At 71.9% G+C, this 24,615-nt stretch carries 22 protein-coding genes and 1 riboswitch; of the genes, 12 read left to right on the forward strand and 10 right to left on the reverse strand.

The window, feature by feature from the left end; all coding sequences use genetic code 11:
• Positions 1 to 8: 8 nt before the first annotated feature.
• Positions 9 to 1,013: a 16S rRNA (cytosine(1402)-N(4))-methyltransferase RsmH gene (rsmH, locus tag ACWD2L_RS13780; RefSeq protein WP_351338737.1), complete on the reverse strand. Its 1,005-nt coding sequence runs from the start codon at positions 1,011 to 1,013 to the stop codon at positions 9 to 11.
• A 383-nt stretch (positions 1,014 to 1,396) separates the two neighbouring features.
• Here rsmH and ACWD2L_RS13785 point away from each other — a divergent pair, with 383 nt between their 5' ends.
• The 4 genes from ACWD2L_RS13785 to ACWD2L_RS13800 all read left to right on the forward strand — a co-directional run bounded on the left by ACWD2L_RS13785 (position 1,397) and on the right by ACWD2L_RS13800 (position 7,105).
• Positions 1,397 to 2,014: a beta-class carbonic anhydrase gene (locus ACWD2L_RS13785; protein ID WP_351338740.1), complete on the forward strand. Its 618-nt coding sequence runs from the start codon at positions 1,397 to 1,399 to the stop codon at positions 2,012 to 2,014.
• A 224-nt stretch (positions 2,015 to 2,238) separates the two neighbouring features.
• A complete protein-coding gene (locus ACWD2L_RS13790) occupies positions 2,239 to 3,282 on the forward strand; it encodes an AAA family ATPase (protein ID WP_351338743.1) in 1,044 nt (347 codons plus the stop codon).
• Positions 3,282 to 4,703: a DUF58 domain-containing protein gene (locus ACWD2L_RS13795; protein ID WP_351338745.1), complete on the forward strand. Its 1,422-nt coding sequence runs from the start codon at positions 3,282 to 3,284 to the stop codon at positions 4,701 to 4,703. The genes ACWD2L_RS13790 and ACWD2L_RS13795 overlap by 1 nt, the downstream gene beginning before the upstream one ends.
• Positions 4,700 to 7,105 carry a transglutaminase TgpA family protein gene (locus ACWD2L_RS13800; protein WP_351338748.1) on the forward strand — a complete coding sequence of 802 codons (2,406 nt, stop codon included), beginning with the start codon at positions 4,700 to 4,702 and terminating at the stop codon, positions 7,103 to 7,105. The genes ACWD2L_RS13795 and ACWD2L_RS13800 overlap by 4 nt, the downstream gene beginning before the upstream one ends.
• Before the next feature lie 98 nt (positions 7,106 to 7,203).
• On the opposite strand, the gene ACWD2L_RS13805 is transcribed toward ACWD2L_RS13800, so the two are convergent.
• The 3 genes from ACWD2L_RS13805 to ACWD2L_RS13815 all read right to left on the reverse strand — a co-directional run bounded on the left by ACWD2L_RS13805 (position 7,204) and on the right by ACWD2L_RS13815 (position 9,391).
• Positions 7,204 to 7,626, reverse strand: coding sequence for a DUF3040 domain-containing protein (locus ACWD2L_RS13805; RefSeq protein WP_351338750.1), 423 nt, complete (start codon positions 7,624 to 7,626; stop codon positions 7,204 to 7,206).
• 283 nt (positions 7,627 to 7,909) lie between these two features.
• A complete protein-coding gene (locus ACWD2L_RS13810) occupies positions 7,910 to 8,713 on the reverse strand; it encodes a class I SAM-dependent methyltransferase (protein ID WP_351338753.1) in 804 nt (267 codons plus the stop codon).
• Between the two features lie 117 nt (positions 8,714 to 8,830).
• Complete coding sequence (locus ACWD2L_RS13815; RefSeq protein ID WP_451189581.1) at positions 8,831 to 9,391, reverse strand: SAV_6107 family HEPN domain-containing protein; 561 nt, start codon at positions 9,389 to 9,391, stop codon at positions 8,831 to 8,833.
• A gap of 162 nt (positions 9,392 to 9,553) precedes the next feature.
• Between ACWD2L_RS13815 and ACWD2L_RS13820 the strand changes: the two genes are divergently transcribed.
• The 4 genes from ACWD2L_RS13820 (at position 9,554) to ACWD2L_RS13835 (ending at position 15,087) form a co-directional block, all read left to right on the forward strand.
• Complete coding sequence (locus tag ACWD2L_RS13820) at positions 9,554 to 10,375, forward strand: ATP-binding cassette domain-containing protein (protein WP_351338758.1); 822 nt, start codon at positions 9,554 to 9,556, stop codon at positions 10,373 to 10,375.
• Positions 10,347 to 12,431: a YhgE/Pip domain-containing protein gene (locus ACWD2L_RS13825; RefSeq protein WP_351338760.1), complete on the forward strand. Its 2,085-nt coding sequence runs from the start codon at positions 10,347 to 10,349 to the stop codon at positions 12,429 to 12,431. Before ACWD2L_RS13820 ends, ACWD2L_RS13825 begins: the two co-directional genes overlap by 29 nt.
• 35 nt (positions 12,432 to 12,466) lie before the next feature.
• Positions 12,467 to 13,093, forward strand: a complete 627-nt coding sequence (locus ACWD2L_RS13830) for a TetR/AcrR family transcriptional regulator (RefSeq protein ID WP_351338763.1) — start codon at positions 12,467 to 12,469, stop codon at positions 13,091 to 13,093.
• 497 nt (positions 13,094 to 13,590) lie between these two features.
• Positions 13,591 to 15,087 (forward strand): phytoene desaturase family protein, encoded by a 1,497-nt coding sequence (locus ACWD2L_RS13835; RefSeq protein WP_351338766.1) that lies wholly within the window; start codon positions 13,591 to 13,593, stop codon positions 15,085 to 15,087.
• A 40-nt stretch (positions 15,088 to 15,127) separates the two neighbouring features.
• On the opposite strand, the gene ACWD2L_RS13840 is transcribed toward ACWD2L_RS13835, so the two are convergent.
• The 6 genes from ACWD2L_RS13840 to ACWD2L_RS13865 all read right to left on the reverse strand — a co-directional run bounded on the left by ACWD2L_RS13840 (position 15,128) and on the right by ACWD2L_RS13865 (position 19,985).
• Entirely contained in the window at positions 15,128 to 16,045 is a 918-nt protein-coding gene (locus ACWD2L_RS13840) for a hypothetical protein (protein ID WP_351338769.1), read from the reverse strand.
• Between the two features lie 45 nt (positions 16,046 to 16,090).
• The gene (gene metF / locus ACWD2L_RS13845; protein ID WP_351338772.1) at positions 16,091 to 17,011 is read right to left on the reverse strand and encodes a methylenetetrahydrofolate reductase [NAD(P)H]; all 921 of its coding nucleotides are present in this window, start codon (positions 17,009 to 17,011) and stop codon (positions 16,091 to 16,093) included.
• Between the two features lie 105 nt (positions 17,012 to 17,116).
• Positions 17,117 to 17,764 (reverse strand): thiamine phosphate synthase, encoded by a 648-nt coding sequence (gene thiE, locus ACWD2L_RS13850; protein ID WP_351338774.1) that lies wholly within the window; start codon positions 17,762 to 17,764, stop codon positions 17,117 to 17,119.
• 78 nt (positions 17,765 to 17,842) lie between these two features.
• The gene (locus ACWD2L_RS13855) at positions 17,843 to 18,208 is read right to left on the reverse strand and encodes an Rv2175c family DNA-binding protein (protein WP_351338777.1); all 366 of its coding nucleotides are present in this window, start codon (positions 18,206 to 18,208) and stop codon (positions 17,843 to 17,845) included.
• Between the two features lie 116 nt (positions 18,209 to 18,324).
• A complete protein-coding gene (locus ACWD2L_RS13860) occupies positions 18,325 to 19,557 on the reverse strand; it encodes an NAD(P)/FAD-dependent oxidoreductase (protein WP_451189588.1) in 1,233 nt (410 codons plus the stop codon).
• Between the two features lie 86 nt (positions 19,558 to 19,643).
• Positions 19,644 to 19,985 (reverse strand): hypothetical protein, encoded by a 342-nt coding sequence (locus ACWD2L_RS13865; protein WP_351338780.1) that lies wholly within the window; start codon positions 19,983 to 19,985, stop codon positions 19,644 to 19,646.
• A gap of 53 nt (positions 19,986 to 20,038) precedes the next feature.
• A riboswitch (TPP riboswitch) is annotated at positions 20,039 to 20,152 on the forward strand.
• 15 nt (positions 20,153 to 20,167) lie between these two features.
• Between ACWD2L_RS13865 and thiO the strand changes: the two genes are divergently transcribed.
• From thiO to pknB, 4 genes are all read left to right on the forward strand, one after another.
• Positions 20,168 to 21,346 carry a glycine oxidase ThiO gene (gene thiO / locus ACWD2L_RS13870; RefSeq protein WP_351338783.1) on the forward strand — a complete coding sequence of 393 codons (1,179 nt, stop codon included), beginning with the start codon at positions 20,168 to 20,170 and terminating at the stop codon, positions 21,344 to 21,346.
• Positions 21,343 to 21,543, forward strand: a complete 201-nt coding sequence (gene thiS, locus ACWD2L_RS13875) for a sulfur carrier protein ThiS (RefSeq protein WP_351338786.1) — start codon at positions 21,343 to 21,345, stop codon at positions 21,541 to 21,543. Before thiO ends, thiS begins: the two co-directional genes overlap by 4 nt.
• 7 nt (positions 21,544 to 21,550) lie before the next feature.
• The gene (locus tag ACWD2L_RS13880; protein ID WP_351338789.1) at positions 21,551 to 22,348 is read left to right on the forward strand and encodes a thiazole synthase; all 798 of its coding nucleotides are present in this window, start codon (positions 21,551 to 21,553) and stop codon (positions 22,346 to 22,348) included.
• A gap of 171 nt (positions 22,349 to 22,519) precedes the next feature.
• Entirely contained in the window at positions 22,520 to 24,481 is a 1,962-nt protein-coding gene (gene pknB, locus ACWD2L_RS13885) for a Stk1 family PASTA domain-containing Ser/Thr kinase (protein ID WP_351338792.1), read from the forward strand.
• The last annotated feature ends 134 nt before the right edge of the window (positions 24,482 to 24,615 follow it).

A 24,615-nucleotide genomic window follows, 5' to 3' on the forward strand; every position in this document is an offset into this window, starting at 1 on the left:
CTCGGTCGTCACCTCTCGACATCCTCGCGGATGCGCTGCGCACCCCGCAGCCGTGCCGGGGCGGCCCGGCGGTTCTCCGCGACCTCTTCCTCCGTGGGGAGTTCGGCGCCGCGCGTGAGCAGCTTCAGCCGGGGCTGGTACTGCTCGGGGACGACGGGCAGTCCGGGCGGCGCCGTATTGGTCGCTCCGGCCGCGAACACCTGCTTGACCAGGCGGTCCTCGAGCGAGTGGTAGGACAGGACGGCGATCCGGCCGCCGACGGCGAGCGACTTCACGGCTCCCGGGATCGCCCGCTCGAGGACGCTCAGTTCGCCGTTGACCTCGATGCGCAGGGCCTGGAAGGTGCGTTTGGCCGGGTTGCCGCCGGTGCGCTTGGCGGCCTGCGGCAGGGAGTCACGGATCAGCTCGACGAGCCGGGCGCTGTTGCTGAACGGCTCCTTCTCGCGCTCGCGCACGATGGCCGAAACGATGCGCTTGGCCTGCTTCTCCTCGCCGTACTGGCGCAGGATCCGGACCAGTTCACCCGGCGGGTACGTGTTGAGGACCTCTGCGGCGCTCATCCCCGCCGACTGGTCCATGCGCATGTCGAGCGGTGCGTCCTGCGCGTACGCGAAGCCGCGGTCGGCCTCGTCGAGCTGCATGGAGGAGACGCCGAGGTCGAACAGGACGCCCTGCACCTTCGGGATGTCCAACCGGTCGAGGACCTCGGGCAGTTCGTCGTAGACGGCGTGCACGAGGGTGGCGCGGTCGCCGAAGGGCGCGAGCCGCTCGCCGGAGAGGCGCAGCGCTTCCTTGTCGCGGTCGAGCGCGACCAGGCGGCACGAGGGGAACGTGGAGAGCAGCGCCTCACTGTGCCCACCGAGGCCGAGCGTGCAGTCGACGACGACCGCTCCCGGCTGGGCGAGCGCCGGAGCCAACACGTCCAAGCAGCGTTGGAGCATGACCGGAACGTGTCGCTGTCCCTCCCGTCGCCCGCCACCGCCCTTCTGAGGAAGCGCTTCGCGCCCTGTCATTCCTGGTCCCTCTCAGGTCGGCGTGAGGGACGCACGTACTGCCGGGTCCCCGCCCGCTCGTGAAGGGGAAGGTGGTCCGTCGGCGCCGGGGAAGTGACGCCGACCGACCGGAGCGGGAGGAGGCCGAGCCGTACGTACGCGCCGCGCACGCGGGGAGCGTTCCGACGCGTGCCGGGGCGGCAGTGCCGGGATCTCCGTGTTGCATCGTTGCGTGGTTGTCTGGGGTCGGCGTCACTTTAGTCCACGGCGCCCCCCGGTCAATCAACCGGCCGACCAAGCCGACTGCGCGTCGCGGCCGGCACGACCCGGAGCCGCGAATCGGGTGAATTCACCCGAGCGGCCGAGCCCGTGTCCCCCTGTGGGTTCGCTCACAACAAGGCTCAATGATGTTCTTTGTCCGCTCTCACAGCGGGCTCGGACCAGGGGTGACGGCTACCGTCATAGCCATGACGACTTCTGCTCACCGCCCCTCTGGAGCCCCCTCCGAAGGCGCCATAGCCGCCGACGCCAGCGTGACCGACCGCCTCGTCGACGCGAACGGGCGCTACGCCGCGGCGTTCACCGACCCCGGCATGGACGCGCGCCCCGTACTCCAGGTCGCGGTCGTCGCGTGCATGGACGCCCGCCTCGACCTGCACGCCGCCCTCGGCCTCGAACTCGGCGACTGCCACACGATCCGCAACGCTGGCGGCGTCGTCACCGACGACGTGATCCGCTCGCTGACCGTCAGCCAGCGCGCGCTCGGCACCCGCAGCGTGGTCCTCATCCACCACAGCAACTGCGGCCTCGAAGGCCTGACCGAGGACTTCAGGACGGACTTGGAGATGGAGGTCGGCCAGCGCCCCACCTGGGCGGTCGAGGGCTTCCGCGACGTCGACCAGGACGTGCGCCAGTCCATTCAGAAGGTGCGGACCTCCCCGTTCCTGTTGCACACCGACGACGTGCGCGGCTTTGTCTTCGACGTGAAGACGGGTCTGCTGCGGGAGATCGAGTCGGCCTGACACCCGTCCGATCGCGCTCGACCTTTCTCTCAAAAGGCCCCAAGCCCTGACATATCGCGGCCAGTTGTCCACAGGCGAGTGACACGAACCGGTAACGCCAACAAGAATGCGTGTGTGACATCCGCACGAGCGGCGAACATCTCGTGCGCGCTGTCCGTGTATCGGGGTGGGCCGGTTCGCGTCGTAGCGCGTCGGCCCGGAAAGTACGGGCCGAGGAGGGCTGGGTGACGACCTATGACGATCGAGCGAGCCTCACTGACCTGACCACCACCGCGGAGCGTGTGCGCGGGTCGGTGGAGGGTGTGATCGAGGGCAAGCCGGAGGTCGTACGGCTCTCGCTGACCGTGCTGCTCGCCGAGGGGCACCTGCTCATCGAGGATGTGCCGGGTGTCGGCAAGACGATGCTGGCCAAGGCGCTCGCACGGTCCATCGACTGCTCGGTGCGCCGCATCCAGTTCACGCCCGACCTGCTGCCATCGGACATCACCGGGGTGTCGATCTGGGACCAGCAGCGGCGGGACTTCGAGTTCAAGCCGGGTGCGATCTTCGCGCAGATCGTAATCGGGGACGAGATCAACCGCGCGTCCCCGAAGACGCAGTCCGCGCTCCTGGAGTCCCTGGAGGAGCGCCAGGTCACCATCGACGGCCAGACGTACGAACTGCCCAGCCCCTTCATGGTGGTGGCCACGCAGAACCCGGTCGAGATGGAGGGCACCTACCCGCTGCCCGAGGCCCAGCGCGACCGCTTCATGGCCCGCGTCTCCATCGGTTATCCGAGCGCGGAGGCCGAGCTGCAGATGCTGGACGTGCACGGCGGCGTGAACCCGCTGGACGACCTGCAGCCGGTGGCGCACGCGCACGAGATCGTGAAGCTCATCGACGCCGTGCGCACGGTCCATGTCGCGGACGCCGTACGGCGCTACGCGGTGGACCTGGTCGCCGCCACGCGCACGCACCCCGACCTCAGACTCGGTGCGTCCCCGCGCGCGACGCTGCACCTGCTGCGCGCGGCCAAGGCGGCCGCGGCCCTCAGCGGCCGTGAGTACGCGCTGCCCGACGACGTGCAGACGCTGGCGGTGGCGGTCCTGGCGCACCGTCTGCTGCCCACCGCCCAGGCCCAGTTGAACAGGCGCACCGCCGAGCAGGTCGTCCTCGACATCCTGCAGCGCACACCGGTCCCGGCCGCCGAACCCCGGGCCGCGCAGGCCTATGACTCGACAACGCCCCCGCTGTACGGCCAGCAGCCGCCCGGTCCGCGGAGGCTCTGATGACGTCGGGGGGACACGTCGGGCCCTACGCGCCGGATCCGGGGGGCGGAATCACGGACGGTGGCGCGGGCAAGAACGTCGGCGACAAGAGCGGCCTGCGTACCGCCCTCGCCGGACTCACCACGCGCGGCCGCTCGTTCCTGGCCGCCGGCATCGCGGCGGGGATCTGCGCGTACGTGCTGGGGCAGAGCGATCTGCTCCGGGTCGGCCTGCTGCTCTCGGCGCTGCCACTGGTGTGCGCGGGCGTCCTGTACCGCACCCGCTACCGGGTCGCGGGCAGCCGCAAGCTCTCCCCCGCGCGCGTACCCGCGGGTTCCGAGGCGCGCGTGCACCTGCGCATGGACAACATCTCCCGGCTGCCGACCGGCCTGCTGATGCTCCAGGACCAGGTGCCGTACGTGCTCGGGCCGCGGCCCCGGTTCGTCCTCGACCGGGTCGAGGCCGGCGGCCGCCGCGAGGTCTCCTACCGGGTCCGCTCCGACCTGCGCGGCCGCTATCCGCTCGGCCCGCTGCAACTGCGCCTCACGGACCCCTTCGGCATGTGCGAACTGACCCGGTCCTTCTCCACGTACGACAGCCTGACGGTGATCCCGCGCGTGACGGCGCTGCCTCCGGTGCGGCTCACCGGTGAGGCCAAGGGGTACGGGGACGGGCGGCACCGCTCGCTCGCCCTGGCCGGCGAGGACGACGTGATCCCGCGCGGCTACCGGTACGGGGACGATCTGCGCCGCGTCCACTGGCGCTCCACCGCGCGCTACGGCGAGCTGATGGTGCGCCGCGAGGAGCAGCCGCAGCGCGCCCGCTGCACCGTGCTGCTCGACACCCGCGCGCCCGCCTTCCAGGGCGCGGGGCCCGACTCGGCCTTCGAGTGGGCGGTGTCCGCCACGGCCTCCGCTCTGGTGCACATGCTCGAACGCGGCTTCTCCGTCCGGCTGTTGACCGACACGGGCAGCGCGGTGCCGGGCGAGGGCACCGACGGCTTCGCGGGCGCCAGCCAGGAGTCGGCCGACGCGGCGGGCCTGATGATGGACACTCTCGCCGTCGTCGACCACTCCGACAGCGGCACGCTCTCCGCCGCGTACGACGTGCTGCGCGGCGGCAACGAAGGACTTCTGGTGGCCTTCTTCGGCGATCTGGACGAGGAGCAGGCCTCCGTCGTCGCCAAGATGCGCCGCCGCAGCGGTGGCGCGCTCGCCTTCCTCCTGGACAGCGGCTCCTGGACCCAGGGCCCCGGGACGCCGGTCTCGAAGCGCTGCACCGAGCGGCTGCGGATGCTCCAGGAAGCGGGGTGGACCGCCGTGGCCGTGCCGCACGGCGCGTCCCTGGAGGAGCTCTGGCGGCAGGCGGACCGGGAGCGTACGGGGCTGTCCGCGCCGACCGGCGCCCCGCGTTCCCCGGACACCTCAGGGGGTTGGTCATGAGCGGCGGCGCCCGCCTGTCGATCTGCGCCACGCTGGCCACGTTCCTGGCCTCGTGCGCGCTGCTCCCGCTGGTAGACCGGTCCACCTGGCTGATACAGACCGCGATCCTGCTCGTCATCCAGGCCGCGGTGGGCGTGCTCGCCCGGCGGGTGCCGCTCGCCCGCGCGCTGACGGTGGCGGCGCAGGCCCTGGTGTCGCTGCTGCTGCTCACGGTTCTCTTCGCCCGCGACCAGGCGATCGCCGCGTTCCTGCCGGGCCCCGATGCCTTCCGGCACTTCGGCCGGCTGCTCCAGGTGGGCGGCGAGGACGTGGGCCGGTACGCGATACCGGCGCCGCTGACCGACGGCATCCGGCTGATGCTGGTGGGCGGCGCGCTGGTGATCGGTCTCTTCGTGGACGCCCTCGCGGTGACGTTCCGCAGCGCGGCCCCGGCGGGGCTGCCGCTGCTCGCCCTGTACTCGGTCGCCGCCGGGCTCTCCGAGGGCGGCACCGACTGGCTGTGGTTCGTGCTCGCGGCCGGCGGCTACCTCCTGCTGCTGCTCGCGGAGGGGCGCGACCGGCTCTCCCAGTGGGGCCGGGTGTTCGGCGGCGCCGGGCGGCCACCCGGCGCGTCCACGCCCGTGCAGGAGGGCGGGCAGGGCGCCCTCGCCCCGGTCCGCACCGGCCGCCGGATCGGCGCTGTCGCCCTGGGGCTCGCCCTGGTGGTGCCGCTCGTCCTGCCTGCCCTGGACGGCGGGCTCCTCGGCCCGTCCGGCAGCGGTGTGCGCGGCGGGGCCGGGGGCGGCGGCACGATCTCCGCGGTCAACCCGCTGGTCTCGCTGCAGAACAGCCTGAACCAGCCGGAGGACCGGCAGGTGCTGTCGTACCGGACGAATACGGAACAGACGTCCGACATGTATCTGCGGATCGTGGCGCTCGACGAGTTCGACGGCACGACCTGGCGCCCCTCGGTGCGCAGCATCGACGACGTGCCGTCCACCCTGCCGGACCCGCCCGGCCTGGGCGCCGACGTGCGCAGGACCCAGGTGCGGACGAAGATCTCGGCGGCCGACTGGTACGCGCAGGACTGGCTGCCGATGCCCTACCCGGCGACGCAGGTCGGGATCGACGGGCGCTGGCGGTTCGAGCGGGTCGGCCGGACGCTGGTGGGCGACCACGGGCAGACCACGCGCGGGAAGACGTACACCGTCGACAGCCTGGTCGTCCGGCCGACGCCCCAGCAGCTCGCCGACGCGGGAGCGCCGTCGGACGGCCTGATCCGCGAGTTCACCAAGGTGCCCGCCTCGCTGCCGGACGTCGTACGCACGACAGCGCTCAAGGTCACCGAGGGCGCGTCGAACAACTACGAGCGTGCGGTGAAGCTGCAGGACTACTTCGCGGTCAGCGGCGGCTTCACGTACAACACGGAGGTGCGGGCCGGCAGCGGTTCCGCGGCGATCGCCCGGTTCCTGGACCAGAAGGAGGGCTTCTGCGTCCACTTCTCCTTCTCGATGGCCGCCATGGCCCGCACGCTGGGCATCCCGGCCCGCGTCGCGGTCGGCTTCACGCCGGGTGTGCCATCGGGCGAAGGGACGTACTCGGTGGGCCTGCGCGACGCGCACGCGTGGCCCGAGCTGTACTTCGAGGGCGTCGGCTGGACCCGCTTCGAGCCCACGCCCAACCGCGGCACGGCCCCGGACTACACGGTCGAGAACGACCCCGCGGGCAGCCCCAGCAATCCGGCGGCGCCCAGCGAGTCCGCCTCCGTCGCGCCCTCGGCCCCGGAGCCCTCGACGTCGCAGAGCTGCTCGCTGGCAGAGCGCAAGGAGGGCGGCTGCGCCGGCGCCGCGCCCGCGGTCGTCGGCGGATCACCGGACGACGGGCCGCCGGTCGGCACGATCGCCGTGGTGTCGCTGATCGCGCTGCTGGTCGTCGCGGTGCCGCTGCTGCCGATGCTGTGGCGCAGGCGGGCCCGGGCGGTGCGGCTCGGCTCGGCGGGGCGCACGGACGCCGATGCCACCGGGCGCACCCTGGCCGCCTGGCGCGAGGTCACGGACACGGCGTGGGACCACGGCATCGGGCCGGACGACTCGCAGACTCCGCGGACGGCGGCGGCCCGCATCGTCCGGATCGGCGAACTCGATCCGGACGCGGCCGACAGCGTGCACCGGGTGGCCGCGGCGGTGGAGCAGGTGCTGTACGCGCCCAGGCCCCGGCCGGTGTCGGGTCTCGGCGAGGACGTACGTCGCCTGCACGACGATCTGCACGCGAAATCGAGCCGGTCGACACGGCTCCGGGCGACGTTCGCGCCCCGCTCGGCCGTCCGGGTGGTGTGGGCGGCGGCGCGGCGCTGGGAGGCGTTCACGCTGAGCGTGCGCGCCCGGCTCACCCGGCCGACGCGGCCGAATCGCCAGGAAGGCTGAGCGGGCCGGCCGACGGAACGGGCCGACTACGCGTAAAGGGTGACCGCGCGACGCGGTCACCCTTTACGCATGTCTGTCGGCGGCTGCCTGCTCGCCGCTCAGCGGCCCTGGCCGCCCTGCTCGTCCCGGCGGCGCTGCCAGCGCTGCTCGATGCGGTTCATCATGGAGCGCTTCTGCTTGCCCTGCCGTCGGGTCGCCGGTGCACCCGGCACGGCTCCTGCGGCTCCGGCCTCCGGCTGCTCCCCTGGTTTGGGGGCCTTGCGCCAGCCGGTGACGGCGAGCACCGCACATCCCAGCATGACGAGGAACCCCACCACGCTGATCCAGATCTGCTGCGCGACCATTCCTGCCATGAGGAGCGCGATACCCACCAGGAAGCCCACGACTGCCTGGTAGACCCGACGTCGGGTGTATGTACGCAGCCCGCTTCCCTCAAGCGCTGTCGCGAACTTGGGATCTTCGGCGTACAGCGCTCGCTCCATCTGCTCGAGCATGCGCTGCTCGTGCTCCGAGAGCGGCACGGAGTCCTCCTCATCGTGCAGTCGCCGGGGCGACCGGGGGTCCCCTTCAGGATAGGCAGGGAATCGCCCCCGTGAAACCCGCCCCTCTACGCCAACTTCGCCATTGTCCACCGCGACACGGCGTCCCGGCTCACAGAGCGACATGCCCCAGCGGCCGACCCGTCATGCCGGGCGGTCACCTCAGATCATACGGCGCCGAGCGTCCGATCGGGTGGCCTGTGGCGTACTCCATCAATCGCTGCGCCGCTGATCAGCGGCGGCCGACGGCCATCGGACGGCCCGATCAGGCCTCATCGGCCACTCGCTTCTCACCGAGCACGTGCAGTTGCGTGGCCACGGCATGGAAGGCGGGCAGCTCGGCGGCGGCCGCCTCGAGCTTCAGCAGCTCCCGCTGCGCGCTCGGCTCCGTGTCCACGAGGACGCCCGGGACGAGGTCCGCGAAGACCCGCACACCGTGCACCGCGCCGACGTCCACTCCGGCCCCGCCGAGGAGCTCCGTGAGCTGCTCGGCCGTGAAGCGGCGCGGCACCGGGTCGCCCTCGCCCCAGCGACCCGCCGGGTCGTCGAGTGCCTGCCGGGCCTCCTTGAAGTGCCCCGCGAGGGCCCGCGCGATGACGGCGCCGCCGAGGCCCGCGGCGAGCAGGCTGAGCACGCCGCCGGAGCGCAGCGCGCCCACGGCGTTGCGCACGCCCTCCGCCGGCTCCTCCACGTACTCGAGGACGCCGTGGCACAGGACCGCGTCGTATCCGTCGCGCTCGACGACGTCGAAGAGGCCCGAGACATCACCCTGGACGCCGCGCACCCGGTCGGCGACGCCGGCCTCCGCCGCCCTGCGCTCCAGGGCGAACAGCGCGTTCGGGCTCGGGTCGACGACGGTGACGCGGTGGCCCAGCTGGGCGACCGGCACCGCGAAGTTGCCGCTGCCACCCCCGGTGTCGAGGACGTCAAGGACCTCGCTCCCCGCCGACTTGGCGCGCCGGTCGAGGGCGTCCTTGAGGACGTCCCAGACCACGGCGGTACGGAGGGAGGCGCGGGGCCGCGAGGAGTCGGAGCGCGGTGACGTGGTTCGAGGGCGGTGATCCGACACGGCAGGTGACTCCTCGGGGCGGCTCCGACCGGCGGCGGAGCAAGTACAGGTTCGGGCGCCTCCACCCTAATGGGCGCGGCCCGGCGACCACGCCATGCGTGCGCGCGCTCCCGTGCGCTACCCGGCGTCCTGCACCTTCCGCCGGCGCGTGCGCTCGTCCCCCTCCTGCCGGGGCTGGGGCAGCACCGGCTGCAGCACGAGCGTGCGCTCGACCAGGCGCAGGAACATCGCCACGTCGCGCAGCAGGTCGTCGGCGTCGCGGGCCGTGGCCGCGTCGCGGATGCCCGCCTCCGCGCGGGCCCGCTTGGTGGCGCCCGCGGCGAACAGGGCGCCCCACTCCGCCAGTTCGGGAGCTATCTCGGGGAGCACTTCCCACGCGCTGCGTATCTTCGCGCGGCGCCTGGGCGTGGACTCGGGCCTGCCGCGGGCCGCGAGCACGGCGGCGGCGGTGCGCAGCGCGGCGAGGTGGGCCGTGGCGTACCGCTCGTTCGCCGTCTCGAGCACGGACGCCTCGTCGAGTCCGGCGCGGGCCTGGGCGAGCAGGTCGAGGGCGGCGGGCGGGGCGCCGGCCCGGCGGAGGACCGGGTGGACGTCGCTCGCCGGTCCGGTGGGTGAGGGGGCAGGGCCGGTGGCGCCGCGGCGGGTGGCAGCTGTGGTGGGTGCCTTGTGTCCAGCCATGACGAACCTCCTGTCGTCTGTGTGACGGCACTGTGGCCGTATGTGCCCATCGTGGGGTACGCCACTGACAATCGGCCCTGACCAGGCATTTTGCTTCGATCGGAAGTTCGGGCTAACTTTTGCACTGACCAGTCAGTTCAAAGAAGTTCCCAGGGGGGACCCATGGACGGCCCGGCAAGCGGGGCGACGAGCGCGGACGAGCACGGGGCGGCGGCCGGAGCCTCGGTGGCCGCCACGGAGTTCGGCCTGAAGGGGCCGCGCGGCTGGGCCTTCCGGGGCATCGGCGTCGACGCGGCGGCGGGCTCGCTCGTCGCGATCGAGGGCCCCTCCGGCAGCGGGCGCACCTGCCTGCTGCTCGCGCTGACCGGGCGGATGAAGCCGAGCGAGGGGACGGCGCGGGTCGGCGGGATGCGGTTGCCGAAGCAGCTGACCGCCGTACGCAGGATGAGCGCGCTCGCGCACGTGCCCGGCGTGACGGAGCTCGACCCCGCCCTGACCGTGGCCGAGCACCTGCGGGAACAGGCGCTGCTGCAGCGGAGGTTCGACGGAACGCTCCGCGGGCTGCTGCGCACACCTGCCGAGCGGAGGGCGGAGGCGAGCCTGCGCATCGACGCCGCGCTCGCCGCCGCCGGGCTCGACACCGAGACGCTGCCGAAGGGCTCCCGCACCTCCGTGCGCGACCTGGAGCGCCTCGAAGCGCTGCGCCTGTCCCTGGCGCTCGCGCTCGTCGCCCGGCCGCGCCTGATCGGCGTCGACGACACCGACCTCAAGCTCGCGGACGCCGAGCGGGCCGAGATCTGGGCCCAGCTGCGGGCCGTGGCCGACGCGGGCACGACGGTCGTCGCCGTGTGCAGCGAGGCCCCCGAAGGGGCGGTCGTCGTGTCGACCGCCCCGGTGAACACCACGAACGACACCGCGAACGACACCGCGAACGACACCGCGAAGGAGACGGCCGATGCACTCGCCGAAGCTCGCCGCGCTTGAACTCAGGCGCTTCGGCAGGGGGAAGCTGCCGCGCGCCGCACTCGTCGCGCTCCTGCTACTGCCGCTGCTCTACGGAGCGCTGTACCTGTGGTCCTTCTGGGACCCGTACGGAAAGCTCGACAAGATTCCCGTGGCGCTCGTCAACGACGACAAGGGTGCGTCGGCCGCCGGGCAGAAGATCAGCGCGGGCGACGACATCACCAAAGGCCTGTACGACAGCGACACCTTCCAGTGGCACGAAGTCGGCTCCGCGCAGGCGAAGAAGGGCCTGGAGGACGGCACGTACTACCTGTCGCTCACCATGCCGAAGGACTTCAGCAAGCGCATCGCGTCGAGTTCGGGCGACTCGCCGGAGACCGGCGCCCTCCAGGTGCGCACGAACGACGCGAACAACTACATCGTCGGGCAGATCTCCCGGACGGTCTTCTCCGAGGTGCGCTCCGCGGCGTCCACCAACGCGTCACGCTCGTTCCTCGACAAGATCTTCGTGTCCTTCTCGGACATCCATGACGCGACGAAGAAGGCGGCCAAGGGCGCCGACCAGCTCGAAGGCGGCATCGGTAAGGCCAAGAAGGGCTCGAAGGACCTGGCCGACGGCCTCCAGGACGCCAAGAAGGGCAGCGGCGACCTGGAGAGCGGCCTGACGAAGCTCACCACCGGAGCCGGTGACCTGGAGTCGGGCTCCCGACAGGTGTCCGACGGCACGCAGTTGCTCGCCGACAAGGTCAACGGCGCCGCCGACCAGGTACGTCCCTTCCTGAAGGGCAACAAGAAGGCGATCGCCGACACGGCACGCCTGGTCGCCGACTCCGCACAGGGCGTCCGGCACAACCTGGACGACCTGGTGAGGATCGCCCCCACCGCGCGTACGGGCGCGCACGCGGGGTCCGACGCCCTGGACGCCGTCTACGAAAGGCGCTGCGAGAAGGCGGTGCTCGACGACCCGGCCTGCCCGGACCTGAAGAAAGCGAAGACGGCGGCGAACGACGTCGCCACGATCTCCGACGACCTCAACACGCTCATCCAGGACGAGCACGGGAACCTCGGCCAGATGGACAGCCACCTGGCGATGCTCCAGAAGCAGTCCGAGAACCTGGCCGCGCACGCCCCGACCCTCGACCAGGACGTCGAGAGCGCGGTCGCCCAGATCAACAAGCTCAACGACGGGGCCGGCCAGGTCGCCGCGGGCGCCGAGAAGCTGCACACCGGGCTCGGGACGGCACACACCGGGTCGACGGAACTCGACGCCGGGGTCGGCAAGTTGGAGACCGGCGCGAACGACCTGGACGGCGGCATGTTCAAGCTGGCCGACGGCTCGGGCGAGCTCGCGGGCGGTCTGCACGACGGCGTACAGAAGATCCCCGACTACGACAAGAAGGACCGCGATCAGCGCACCGGGGTGATGTCCGACCCCGTCAAGCTGGCCTCGCAGTCGCTGCACAAGGCGCCCAACTACGGGACAGGCTTCGCCCCGTACTTCATTCCGCTCTCCCTGTGGGTGGGCGCGATGGTCGCCTACATGTTGATCCAGCCGATGAACCGGCGCGCCCTCGCGGCAGGCGCCTCGTCCTGGCGGGTGGCGTTCGCGGGCTGGCTGCCCGTGGCGGCGCTCGGGTGTCTACAGGTGGCTGCCCTGATGTCCGTACTGCACTGGGCCCTCGGCCTCGAAATGCTGCACGCGGCGGGCACGGTCGGCTTCCTGGGGCTCGTCACGGCGTGCTTCGCGGCGATCGTGCAGTGGCTGAACGCGCGCTTCGGTGCGGCGGGCCGCATCCTCGTGCTCGCCTTCCTGATGCTTCAGCTGACGTCGGCGGGCGGCACGTACCCCGTGCAGACGAGCCCCGGCTTCTTCAACGCGCTCCACCCGTTCCTGCCGATGAGTTACGTCGTGGAGGCCCTGCGGCGACTGATCTCCGGCGGCGGGCTCGGGCCGGTGTGGCAGGCCTGCGTGGTGCTCACGGCGTTCACGGTGGGCGCACTCGCCCTCACCGCGTGGACGGCCCGGCGCAAGCAGGTGTGGACACTGGACCGGCTGCACCCGGAGCTGAGCCTGTGAGCGCGCCCACATCGGCTCCTGTGAGAATCAGGGGCATGGAAAGCAGCACACGGCGTCAGGCCACCCGGCAGAAGCTCTACGAGGCCGCGGTCACACTCATCGCGGAACAGGGCTTCTCCGCGACCACGGTCGACGAGATCGCCGAGCGGGCCGGGGTCGCGAAGGGCACGGTCTACTACAACTTCGCCAGCAAGTCGGTCCTCTTCGAGGAGTTGCTGCGGCACGGCGTCGGGCTCCTCTCCGCCTCCCTCCGGGAGGCGGCACAGAAGACGGACGAGAACGGCGGCAGCAAGGTCGACGCCCTGGACGCGATGACCCGTGCGGGTCTCGAGTTCATCGACCAGTACCCGGCCTTCACCCAGCTCTACGTCGCCGAACTGTGGCGCACCAACCGTGCCTGGCAGTCCACGCTCGCCGTGGTCCGCAACGAGACGGTGGCCGTGGTGGAGGACGTTCTGCGGACCGCGGTGGAGAGCGGTGAGCTGAGCGAGGAGATCGATGTGTCGCTCACTGCGGCGGCCCTCGTGGGCATGGTCCTCGTGGCCGCCCTGGACTGGCAGGCGTTCCAGCCCGAGCGCTCGCTGGACGATGTGCACGGCGCGCTCTCGCTGCTGCTCCAGGGACGGGTGGGCGGCGGGCAGCCGCTGACGGGGAAGGCCTGAGGCACGGCGGCCGGGCATTCGCCTTGCGGCGCCCGGCGGCGGTCGGCGGTCGGCGGTCGGCGGTCGGCGGTCGGCGGTCGGCACAAATGAAGCGCCGGTCCGGCAGGGCCTGTGGTCGTTCTCAGGCCTCACCGGACCGGCGCATCCCCCGTTTCCCCCCGTGGGTCCCCCATTGGTCCCCCGTTGGACCCCCGTTCGGTCTCCCCCAGGGTCCCCCGTCCTCGCTCCCGCCCTTGCGGGCGAGAGGAGCGGCAAGAGGCACTCGATCCGTTCCGCCGCCCCGTGTCGGCGGTGTCGCATCCGTGCCCCTCTCCGTGTTCCCCACTCTCCCGTCTGCGCAGGTCGCGCCCCATCCGCGTACCTACTCATCTCCTCGGCTAGGTACGGATACTCAGGCGTGCGCGCTCAAGCCCAGGAGAACTCCGTGCCCGCACTCAGCGGACCACCGGCACGACCTGGCAGCCGCGTTGTCAGTGGTGGCGGATAAGGTCCCTGACATGGCACGAATTGCGGTGATCGGCGCGGGGATGGGCGCCATGGCGGCCGCCGCTCGGCTGGCCGTCGCGGGCCACCGACCGGTGGTCTTCGAGCGCGCGTCGACGTACGGCGGATCGCTGGGCCGCATCGAGCGCGACGGCTTCGCGTTCGACACGGGCCCGGGGCTGCTCCAACTGCCCGCGGCCCACCGGGACTTGTTCATCAAGACCGGCAAGGAGTCGCTGGAGGACCTCGTCGGCCTCACCCAGATCGAGCCCGCCGTGCGGCACGTCTTCGCGGACGGCACGACGACGGACCTGCCGAACGCGCGGCGGGCGGGCGTCGCCGAGGCGTTGGACGCGGCGGTCGGTTCGGGCGCGGGCGAGCGCTGGTCGGCGTATCTGAACCGCGCGCGGGAGGCCTGGGACCGCTCGCGGCGCCCGCTGCTCGAAGAGCCGCTGTGGCCGAACTGGCGGGTGCTCGCCGACCGCGAGCCGTACCCCGCGGTCGTGCACAAGAGGGTCCTGCGCAAGGACCGCGCGGCGGCGACGCTCACCGAGATCGGAGCGCTCGAACTGGGCGGGGAGCCGCGGCTCGTGGCGCTTCTTGAGCAGTACGCGCTGGCGTACGGTCTCGATCCCCGTACGGCCCCCGCAAGCGCGGCCGTGCTGCCCTACATGGAGCAGACGTTCGGGACATGGGCGGTGACCGGCGGAATGCGGGCCCTCGCGGACGCGGTGCACGCGCGCTGCCTGAAGCGGAAGGTCGAGTTCAGATTCGGCTCGGCGGTCACCCGGATCGTGGAGAAGGACGGGCGCGCGGCCGGCGTGGAGTTGGCCGACGGCACAGTGGAGGAAGCCGAGTTCGTGGTGGCGGGTGTCGCTCCGGGCGTCCTGAGCGGGCTGCTTCCGGGGCGGCCCGTGCGCGCCGAGGGTCCTGCCCAGCGCGAGTCGGCGTGGCCGAGCCGGCTGACCGTGCACCTCGCGCTGCGCGGTGCCCGGCCGCAGGACACCCCGCACCGCACGGTGGTGCACGCGGCGGACAGAGACGCCGAGTTGGCATGGCTCTTCGAGGGCGGCGCGGCGCCGCAGAGACCGACGGTGGCGGTGCTGCGCACCGGTGACGCTTCGGCGGTGCCGGACGCCGAGCACGAGGCGGTGACCCTCACGGTGACCGTCCCGGCGCACGCGCGCGTGGAAGAAGCCGACGTGGAGCGGGTCCTCGCGGCGGCCGAGCGGGCGGTGCCCGCGCTGCGCGAGCGGCTGCTGTGGCACGAGGTGCGCACCCCGCGGGACATCGCCGAGGCCACCGGGGCCGAGGGCGGCGCCGTGCCCGCCCCCGCGCTCGCGGCGGCGGGCGGCGAGCTGCTGCACGCGTCGAACACCACGGCCCTGCCCGGCCTGACGACCGTCGGCGGCTGGTCCCACCCGGGCGGCGGTCTGCCGCACGCGACCATGTCCGGCGCGCTGGTGGCGGGCCTGATCGTGGAGGGCCCGGACTTCCAGGGCTCGCAGTGAGCCCCGGACTCCGCGTTCGGTACCTGGTTCGGTGCCGGCCTCAGTACCTGTACTGCTGCTCGTTGTACCCGTTGTCGTACCCGGTGTTGTCGTACCCGGCGTTCGGGTCGTGCTGCGGGTACGTCGGGTACTGCTGCTCGGGCGGCAGTTCACCGCCGTAGTTCTGCTGCTGCCCGTCGCCCTCCCGCTGCTGCGGCACCCAGACACCGCCGGGAGGCGTCTCCCCGCCGTAGCCCGCGGCCGTCGCGTACGGGTCGGCATAGCCCTGCCCGGTCGGGTACGGGTCGCCGTACTGGGGCTGCGCCGGGTACGTCTGCGTCCCGATGTACGGGTCCGAGTACGGGGCGGCGTACGGCTGCTGAGCCGGGTCGTAGCCGTAGCTCTGCTGGTCGTAGCCGTAGGACCCGGCGTCATAGCCGTAGTCCTGCATCCCGTGCGCCGCCTGGGCGGTCTGGGCGTACGCCGCGTCCTGCGTCCCGTGCGCCGCCTGGGCGTACGCCGAGTCCTGGTAGACGCCGTACTGGCTGGTGTCGTCGGGCATCGGCTCGGTGGCGTACACCGCCGTGCTCTCGGCGGCCGGCTCCGGGACCGGCGCGTACTCCTGCGGAGCCGGCTCGTACTCCAGGTCCGAGACCTGGAGCGTCGGGTCCTGGTGCAGCTCCTTCTCGGAGCGCCGCCCCCGGTCGGTGCCGGGAACACCCGGAACGCCCTTGAGCGACCAGCCCGCGGCGAACCCGCGGCGGAACGACAGCGTGACGTACGTCTGCCCGATCGCGAACGCGATCGCCCCTGCCCCGATGACGTACACGGAAGGAATCAGGACGCCGATCACGACTCCGAGGAAGCCGCCGAAGGCGAGGAGCCGCCAGCGCAGCCGTGCCTTGTACTGCAGCAGGACCTCACCGAGGAGCCACAGTGCCACCAGTCCGAACGCGACATAGAGGACCGCCCAGCCCATGTACGCCCCTCTCGTACGGCCGTAGCCCTTGTGGGTACGGCGGAATCAGCCCCGCTCGTGGTGCAGGCCCAGGTTCTCGTAGATCTCCAACGTTGCCGTGGAGTTGTTGAGCGTAATGAAGTGCAGACCCGGCACTCCCTCGTCAAGCAGCTTGGCGCAAAACTCCGTAGCGAACTCGATGCCAATGGAGCGTACAGCGGCCGGATCGTCTTTTGCTGTGAGGATTCGCTCTTTCAACTCGGGAGGGAAGTCCGCGTTGCTCAACTTGGGCAGGCGTTCGAGCATGCGCACGCTCGTCACCGGCATGCATTCCGGGATGATCGGCGTCTCGCAGCCGGCCGCGGCGACCTTGTCGCGCAGCCGCAGATACTCCTCCGGGTAGAAGAACATCTGCGTGATCGCGTAATCGGCGCCCGCGCGGCACTTGTCGACGAAGTGCCGCACGTCGGAGTCCCAGTCGGCCGAGCGCGGGTGCATCGCGGGGAATGCGGCGACGCCGACGCAGAAGTCCCCGGACTCCTTGATCAATTCAACGAGTTCGGCCGCGTACGTGAGGCCTTCGGGGTGCGAGATCCAGTCGCCCATGGGGTCGCCGGGCGGGTCGCCGCGGACCGCGAGCATGTTCCGGATCCCGGCGTCGGCGTACTGACCGATGATGTTGCGCAGTTCGGCGACCGAGTGTTCGACGGCGGTGATGTGGGCCACCGGCGTCAGCGTCGTGTCGGCGACGATCTGCTGCGTCTCCTTGACGGTTCCCGCGCGCGTGGAGCCGCCCGCGCCGTACGTCACGGAGACGAAGTCGGGTGAGACCGCCTCGACCCTGCGCAGGGCGTTCCACAGGTTGCGCTCGCCCTTCGGGGTCTTCGGTGCGGAGAACTCGAACGAGAAAACAGTTTTGCCGGGCGCGAGCATGTCGCTCACCCGGCGGGCGCGATCAGTCCTGGTGGAAGCGGTACCTAGGGCCATACGGGCAGGTTACTGACCGATATCCAAAGCCCCTAATCCCCGTCCACCTTGCGGACAGGCCGGCGGGACGGCCTTCACCGGCGGGATTTTCCAGGACCGCGCAGGTCACACGGCGCGCAGGCGCTTCGCGAACTCGGCCGCCGCGTTGGCCGGATCGTCGGCCTCCGTGATGGCCCGGACGACGACGGCTCTGCGGGCTCCGGCCTCCAGGACCTCGTCCAGGTTCGCCAGGTCGATGCCGCCGATCGCGAACCAGGGGCGGTCCGTGTCCAGACCCGCTGTGTAGCGCACGAGGTCCAGGCCGGGGGCGTACCGTCCGGGCTTGGTCGGAGTCGGCCAGCAGGGGCCCGTGCAGAAGTAGTCCACGCCCTCCTGGACGGCCGCCGCGGCGGCCTCGTCCCGCGCGTGCGTGGAGCGGCCGATGAGCACGTCATCGCCGAGGACGGCGCGGGCCGCGGGCACCGGCAGGTCACCCTGGCCGAGGTGCAGCACGTCCGAGCGGGTCGCGTGGGCGACGTCCGCGCGGTCGTTCACCGCGAACAGCTTGCCGTGGCGGCGGGCCGCATCGGCAAACACCTGGAGGTGTTCCAGCTCCTCGCCGGCCTCCATGCCCTTGTCGCGCAGCTGCACGATGTCGACGCCGCCGGCCAGCACGGCGTCGAGGAACTCCGGCAGATCACCCTGGCGCCTGCGCGCGTCGGTGCACAGGTAGAGCCGCGCATCGGCGAGCAGTGCGCGCTTGGAGTCCGCCATGAAGTCCCCCCGTGGGTCGTGCGATATCGGTGGCGTGCGCACCACGAGCCGCGGTGCGCACGCCGGACGGTTGTCGGGTCAGACGGCGAGCGCCTGGGCGCGACGCTTCACCTCCGTGCCGCGATTCTCACTCAAGGCCTGCGCGGGCGTGCCCGGCAGGCTCGGGTCGGGGGTGAAGAGCCATTCCAGCATCTCTTCGTCACTGAAGCCGTCGTCCCGCAGGACTGTCAGGAGGCCGACGAGCCCCTTGACGATCTTGTCGCCGTCGATGAAGGCGGCGGGCACGTGCAGTGCCCTGTTCTCTCCGCGGCGCACGGCGATCAGCTGGCCTTCCTTGACCAGCTGCCGCACACGCGTCACCTCGACATCGAGCATTTCCGCGATGTCGGGGAGGTTGAGCCAGGCGGGGACGAGAGCATCGATGTTTGCGTCAATCTCGGTCACAGGACAAGCGTGCCATCCCGGACTGACACTCGGAAGCCGGGCCGGTGCGGATGGACCACGGATCCTCCCGTTTCACCCCTTCTGGCACGCTTTGCGGGGCCCTCAAGGAGACGGACTCACGCCACCGCGGACTTCAGCGGGCGGGCCGGATCCGCGAGGAGCTCCGGGTCGAGCGCGGTCCGGGACTGGATGAGCTTGCGCCCCTGGGCCAGGTCACGCGGCTTGCCGACGGCGAGGACCGCCACGAGGGCGCCGTCACGCAGCCAGCACACCGACCAGGCGGCGCCGGCGGGGTCGCCGCGCCACACCGTCGCATCGGCGCCCTTGTGGTGCCCGGCGTACTGCACGAACCGGCCGAACTGCTCGGACCAGAAATAGGGCACCGGGTCGTACACCGCCGGGGTCTGCCCGACGATGTTCGCCGCCACCGTGCGCGGCCCCTGCAGCGCGTTGTCCCAGTGGTGGACCATGAGGCGCTCTCCGTAGCGCCCCGAGGGGAACGAGGAGCAGTCCCCCACCGCGTACACGTCGGGCACGGATGTACGCAGCCCGTCGTCCGCGAGGACCTCGCGGTGGGCGCCCAGCTCGATGCCGGAGCCGGCCAGCCAGCGGGTGGCGGGGCGGGCGCCGATGCCGACGACGACGGCTCCCGCGGGCAGCCGCGTGCCGTCGTCGAGGACGACGGCGTCCGGCTCGATGCGCTCCACGCGCGCGTTGGTACGCAGGCGGGCTCCCGCATCGGCGTACCAGGTCGCCATGGGCGCGGCGATCTCGGCGGGCAGCGCCCCGGCCAGCGGCCGCTCGGCGGCCTCCACCACCGTGACCCGGCAGCCCGCCTCGCGGGCCGCGGTGGCGAACTCGGCACCGATCCAGCCGGCGCCCACGACCACCACGTCGTGCTGCTCAGCGAGGACGGGCCGGAGCCGCTCGGCGTCGTCGAGCGTGCGCAGCAGGTGCACTCCGGGGGCGGATCGCGCGCCCGGCAGCTGGACGGGTTCGGCGCCGGTCGCGACGACCAGCACGTCGTACGGGACCGGGCCTTCGGCGGTGTCGAGCTCGTGGTCGCCGGGGCGCAGCCCGGTCACCTCGCGGCCCAGCTCGAGGGAGACGCCGAGCGCCTCGAAGTCCACGTCGAAGGCCGAGCCCTCGGCCTTGCCGAGCAGCACCGCCTTGGACAGCGGAGGCCGGTCGTACGGCTGGTGGGGTTCGGCACCGAGCAGCGTGATCGCGCCGGTGAAGCCGTGTTCGCGCAGCGCGACCGCGGTCTGCACACCGGCCATGCCCGCGCCCACGATGACGACGTTCCGCTGCCCCGAAGGCGCTCCGCTCCCGCTCCGCTGCTCGCTCACGGAAGCAACCTTAGGCACCTGATCATTCGGCAGTCAGCGATGCGGACCACTCCGACACCGTGACGTCCTCCACACATGCCGCCGGTTTAGCGCGCGAGCTCCTCGACCACGCTGGTGCCGCGACCCTCCTGCGACTCCCACTCCCAGGTCTCGTCGAGGCGCACCCGGCCGTCCGGGAGCTCGGACACGGTCGAGACGCAGTGTCCCGAGGAGGTGGTCCCGTCGGTCTTCAGCTGGACGTAGCGGAAGTCGATCTCGTCCCCGGAGCGCGTGCCCACAAGGTTCCCCTGGACGACATCGCCGCCTACGTAGTCGGCCGAAATGCGGCCGTCACTCTCCCGGTACGTGAAGCGGGTGCGCGTGCCCACCTGACCGGGAGCCTGGTCGGCAACGGGGGACATCACGAGACCGTCGAGAGATCGGGGCACTGGTTCGAGGCTCCCTTACTGGGGGTCGCGGTGAACGGCTAGGGTGGCCAACGTAGAGCACTCGCGGGAGCCCGTACGCAGCGGGCTGAGAGGGAGGCTGGAGCGGCCTTCGACCGTACGAACCTGATCCGGGTCATACCGGCGAAGGGAGGGGCTTGACGCCCATGTCACCCATGTCGTCCATGCCTTCAACGCATCCCGTCCCCCCGCACACCCACGACGTCCTCGTCGTCGGTGGCGGCATCATCGGTCTGGTCACCGCATGGCGGGCCGCGCAGCGCGGCCTGACCGTGGCGGTCGCGGACCCCGAACCCGGCGGCGGGGCCGCCCAGGTGGCGGCCGGAATGCTGGCCGCGGTCACCGAACTCCACCACGGCGAGCAGACGTTGCTCGGCCTGAACCTCGCCTCGGCGCGCCGCTACCCGGACTTCGCGGCCGAGCTGTCCGAGGCCACCGGGCAGGACCTCGGCTACCGCGCGTGCGGCACGCTCGCGGTCGCGCTCGACGCCGACGACCGCGCCCACCTTCGCGAACTGCACGCGCTGCAAACGAAGTCGGGGCTCGAGTCCGAGTGGCTCTCGGGCCGCGACTGCCGCCGCCTCGAACCAATGCTCGCGCCGGGCGTACGCGGCGGACTGCGCGTCGACGGCGACCACCAGATCGACCCGAGAAGGCTCGCGAGCGCCCTCGTGACGGCCTGCGAGCGCTCCGGCGTGACCTTCCACAGATCGTGGGCCGAAAGGCTCTGTGTCGTCCGCGACCGGGCGCGCGGCGCGGTCCTCGCCGACGGCACCGAACTCGCCGCCGGCCAGGTGGTGCTGGCGGCGGGCAGCCGCGGCGGACAGCTCGCGGGGGTGCCCGACGCGGTACTGCCGCCGGTGCGCCCCGTCAAGGGCCAGGTGCTGCGCCTGACGGTGCCGAAGCGGTACGTGCCCTTCCTCAGCCGCACGGTCCGGGCGGTCGTCCGCGGCGGCAACCTCTACCTGGTGCCGCGCGTCAACGGCGAACTCGTGGTGGGCGCGACCAGCGAGGAACTCGGCTGGGACACCACGGTCACCGCGGGAGGCGTCTACGAACTCCTGCGGGACGCCCACGAACTCGTCCCCGGCATCACCGAACTCCCGCTCACCGAGACCCGCGCGGGCCTGCGCCCCGGCTCCCCCGACAACGCCCCGCTCCTCGGCCCGACCACCCTGCCCGGCCTCCTCCTGGCGACCGGCCACTACCGCAACGGCGTGCTCCTGACGCCGATCACCGGCGACGCCATGGCGCACGCCCTGACCACCGGTGAACTTCCGGAAGAGGCCCGCCCGTTCACGCCGAAACGCTTCGGCACAGCCCTCGTGGAGCAGCCCGTATGAACGTCCACGTCAACGGCGAGCCGCGCACGGTGACCGCGGGCACCACGCTCGCCCTCCTGGTCACCACGCTCACCACCGCACCCAAGGGCGTCGCCGCCGCCCTCAACGAAACCGTCGTCCCCCGCACCCAATGGCCCGCCACGGCGCTCTCCGAAGGAGACCGCGTCGAGGTCCTCACGGCCGTACAAGGAGGCTGAACCGTCCATGGCCGACGACACTTTCGACCTCGGGGGCGACACGTACTCCTCGCGCCTGATCATGGGCACGGGCGGGGCACCCAGCCTCGACGTCCTGGAGCGCGCCCTGGTGGCCTCCGGAACCGAACTCACCACCGTGGCGATGCGCCGCGTGGACGCGAGCGTGCACGGCTCGGTGCTCTCCGTCCTGGAGAAGCTGAACATCCGGGTGCTGCCGAACACGGCCGGCTGCTACACCGCGGGAGAGGCGATCCTGACGGCCCGCCTCGCGCGCGAGGCGCTCGACACGGACCTGGTGAAGCTCGAGGTCATCGCCGACGAGCGCACCCTGCTGCCAGACCCGATCGAGCTGCTCGACGCGGCGGAGGCCCTGGTGGACGACGGCTTCACGGTCCTTCCCTACACGAACGACGACCCGGTCCTGGCCCGCAAGCTGGAGGACGTCGGCTGCGCGGCGATCATGCCGCTCGGCTCCCCCATCGGTTCGGGGCTCGGTATCCGCAACCCGCACAACTTCCAGCTGATCACCGAGCACGCGCGCGTGCCGGTGATCCTGGACGCGGGGGCGGGCACGGCGTCCGATGTGACGCTCGCCATGGAGCTGGGCTGCGCGGGTGTGATGCTCGCCTCCGCGGTGACCCGCGCGCAGGAGCCGGTCCTCATGGCCGACGGGATGCGGCACGCGGTGGAGGCGGGACGCTTCGCATACCGGGCCGGGCGCATCCCTAAGCGTCACTTCGCGGAGGCGTCCTCGTCTGCGGAGGGGCGGGCGCGGCTTGATCCGGAGCGGCCGGCGTTCCGGTAAGCCGCACCGGGGTGGCGGTCGCGGGGCTCTGCCCCGGACCCCGCGCCTCAATCGCCGGCGGGGCTTAAAAGGACCCCGCGGGCTTGAGGGTGGTCACAGCTGTGCTGCAGTACTGGCCCGGTCCTGCGGCACGGAAGCTGGGTGTCGGTCGCTCCTCGTAGACTCGCCTGCGTGGACACGACCCTTCAGGACCCGTTGCTCGGGCACGTGCTCGACGGCCGGTACCGCGTCGACGCACGCATCGCGGTCGGCGGGATGGCCACGGTCTACCGGGCCGTGGACACCCGCCTCGACCGCGTGCTCGCGCTCAAGGTGATGCACCCCTCGCTGGCCGCCGACGCCTCGTTCGTGGACCGCTTCATCCGCGAGGCCAAGTCGGTGGCCCGCCTCTCGCACCCGAACGTCGTGGGGGTCTTCGACCAGGGCACCGACGGCGCGTACGTGTATCTGGCGATGGAGTACGTGGCCGGCTGCACCCTGCGCGACGTGCTGCGCGACCGGGGCGCGCTGCGGCCCCGCGCCGCCCTCGACATCCTGGAGCCGGTCCTCGCCGCGCTGGGAGCGGCCCACCGGGCGGGCTTCGTGCACCGCGACATGAAGCCGGAGAACGTCCTGATTGGGGACGACGGCCGGGTGAAGGTGGCGGACTTCGGTCTCGTACGGGCCGTGGACACGGTCACGAACACCACCGGCGCGGTCCTCGGCACGGTCTCGTACCTGGCGCCCGAGCAGATCGAGAACGGCACGGCGACGGCGAGCGTGGACGTCTACGCGTGCGGTGTCGTGTTCTACGAGATGCTCACGGGAGGCAAGCCGCACGCGGGCGAGTCCCCCGCCCAGATCCTCTACAAGCACCTCCACGAGGACGTGCCCCCGCCCTCGGCCGCGGTCCCCGGCCTCCCCTACGAGCTCGACGAACTGGTCGCGTCGGCGACGGCCCGCACCCCCGAGGTGCGCCCGCACGACGCGGTGGCCCTCCTCGCGCAGGCCAGGGGCGCCCGGTCGGCGCTCACGGACGCCCAGTTGGACGCGGTGCCGCCGCAGGCGCGCGATACGGAGTACGTGGGGGCCGACGACCGTACGAGCGTGATCCCGCGCGCGGTGGGCACACCCGTACAGCTGCCGCTGCCCACGGACTCCGAGGACCAGGCGCGGCTCAACCGGACGAGCCGCCTGGAGATGCCGCCGGCTCCGCCGCCCACGGTCCCCGGGCCGGCTCACGGCGGCGGTCGCGGTCGTGGTCGCGGCCCGCAGCGCCGCACCATCGCGATCCTCGCGGCGATCCTGCTGGTCCTCGGTGTCGGCACCGGCGTCTGGTACATCAACTCCGGCCAGTTCACGCAGGTCCCGTCCGTCCTCAACCAGACGCAGGGGCAGGCCGAGAAGCGGCTTGCCGACGCGGGCCTGGAGCGGGGCACGGTCACGCGCGCGTACAGCGACACGTACAAGCGCGGCACCGTCATGGACAGCGACCCGGGATCCGGCGACCGAATCCGCGGCGGCGGCACGGTGGACCTGACGGTGTCCAGGGGGTCGAAGACCGTGAAGGTCCCCGACCTCAGCGACACCCCTCTGGACACGGCGAAGAGCGACCTCAAGAAGCGGGACCTCGAACCGGGCATGACCACCAGGGAGTTCAGCGACCAGATCGCCAAGGGCTCGGTGATCCGCACGGATCCCGGAGCGGGCGAGACCCGCAGGGCCGGTTCCGCCGTCGCCCTGGTCGTCTCCAAGGGCTCCCCCGTCGACGTCCCCGATGTCACGGGCGAGTCCGAGCAGGATGCCATCGCCGATCTCGAGGACGAGGGCCTGAAGGCCGAGATCTCCACGAAGCGGGTCCACTCCGAGGAGGACAAGGGCGACATCGCCAAGCAGTCCCCCGCCGAGGGCAAGCAGCTCGCCAAGGGCGACACGGTGACCCTGACGATCTCCAAGGGGCCCGTCATGGTCGAGGTCCCCGATGTCACGGGGCAGAAGGTCGACGACGCGAAGTCGCGGCTCAGTGCGGCGGGTTTCGAGGTGGAGGAGGACCGGGGGCTGCTCGGGCTGTTCGGCGACACCGTGAGGAGCCAGTCGGTGGAGGGCGGCGACGAAGCGCCCAAGGGGTCGACCGTGACGATCACCATCCGGTAGTCGGCCGGGCGTGTGCACCGGCACCGGGGCTGGGCTCTCGGGGCTCTGTCCCGGCCCCCGCTACTCAATCGCCGCAGGGGCTTGATAGATCAAGCCCCGCCGGCGTTTGAGGCGCGGGGGCCGGGGCGGAGCCC

Source organism: Streptomyces sp. NPDC002754 (assembly GCF_053592315.1).

Coding starts and splice junctions, on each gene's coding strand:
- rsmH (WP_351338737.1), bottom strand. CDS start 1,013: ATGACAGGGCGCGAAGCGCTTCCTCAGAAGGGCGGTGGCGGGCGACGG.
- ACWD2L_RS13785 (WP_351338740.1), top strand. CDS start 1,397: ATGATGTTCTTTGTCCGCTCTCACAGCGGGCTCGGACCAGGGGTGACG.
- ACWD2L_RS13795 (WP_351338745.1), top strand. CDS start 3,282: ATGACGTCGGGGGGACACGTCGGGCCCTACGCGCCGGATCCGGGGGGC.
- ACWD2L_RS13800 (WP_351338748.1), top strand. CDS start 4,700: ATGAGCGGCGGCGCCCGCCTGTCGATCTGCGCCACGCTGGCCACGTTC.
- ACWD2L_RS13815 (WP_451189581.1), bottom strand. CDS start 9,391: ATGGCTGGACACAAGGCACCCACCACAGCTGCCACCCGCCGCGGCGCC.
- ACWD2L_RS13820 (WP_351338758.1), top strand. CDS start 9,554: ATGGACGGCCCGGCAAGCGGGGCGACGAGCGCGGACGAGCACGGGGCG.
- ACWD2L_RS13825 (WP_351338760.1), top strand. CDS start 10,347: ATGCACTCGCCGAAGCTCGCCGCGCTTGAACTCAGGCGCTTCGGCAGG.
- ACWD2L_RS13830 (WP_351338763.1), top strand. CDS start 12,467: ATGGAAAGCAGCACACGGCGTCAGGCCACCCGGCAGAAGCTCTACGAG.
- ACWD2L_RS13835 (WP_351338766.1), top strand. CDS start 13,591: ATGGCACGAATTGCGGTGATCGGCGCGGGGATGGGCGCCATGGCGGCC.
- ACWD2L_RS13840 (WP_351338769.1), bottom strand. CDS start 16,045: ATGGGCTGGGCGGTCCTCTATGTCGCGTTCGGACTGGTGGCACTGTGG.
- metF (WP_351338772.1), bottom strand. CDS start 17,011: ATGGCCCTAGGTACCGCTTCCACCAGGACTGATCGCGCCCGCCGGGTG.
- thiE (WP_351338774.1), bottom strand. CDS start 17,764: ATGGCGGACTCCAAGCGCGCACTGCTCGCCGATGCGCGGCTCTACCTG.
- thiO (WP_351338783.1), top strand. CDS start 20,168: ATGCCTTCAACGCATCCCGTCCCCCCGCACACCCACGACGTCCTCGTC.
- thiS (WP_351338786.1), top strand. CDS start 21,343: ATGAACGTCCACGTCAACGGCGAGCCGCGCACGGTGACCGCGGGCACC.
- ACWD2L_RS13880 (WP_351338789.1), top strand. CDS start 21,551: ATGGCCGACGACACTTTCGACCTCGGGGGCGACACGTACTCCTCGCGC.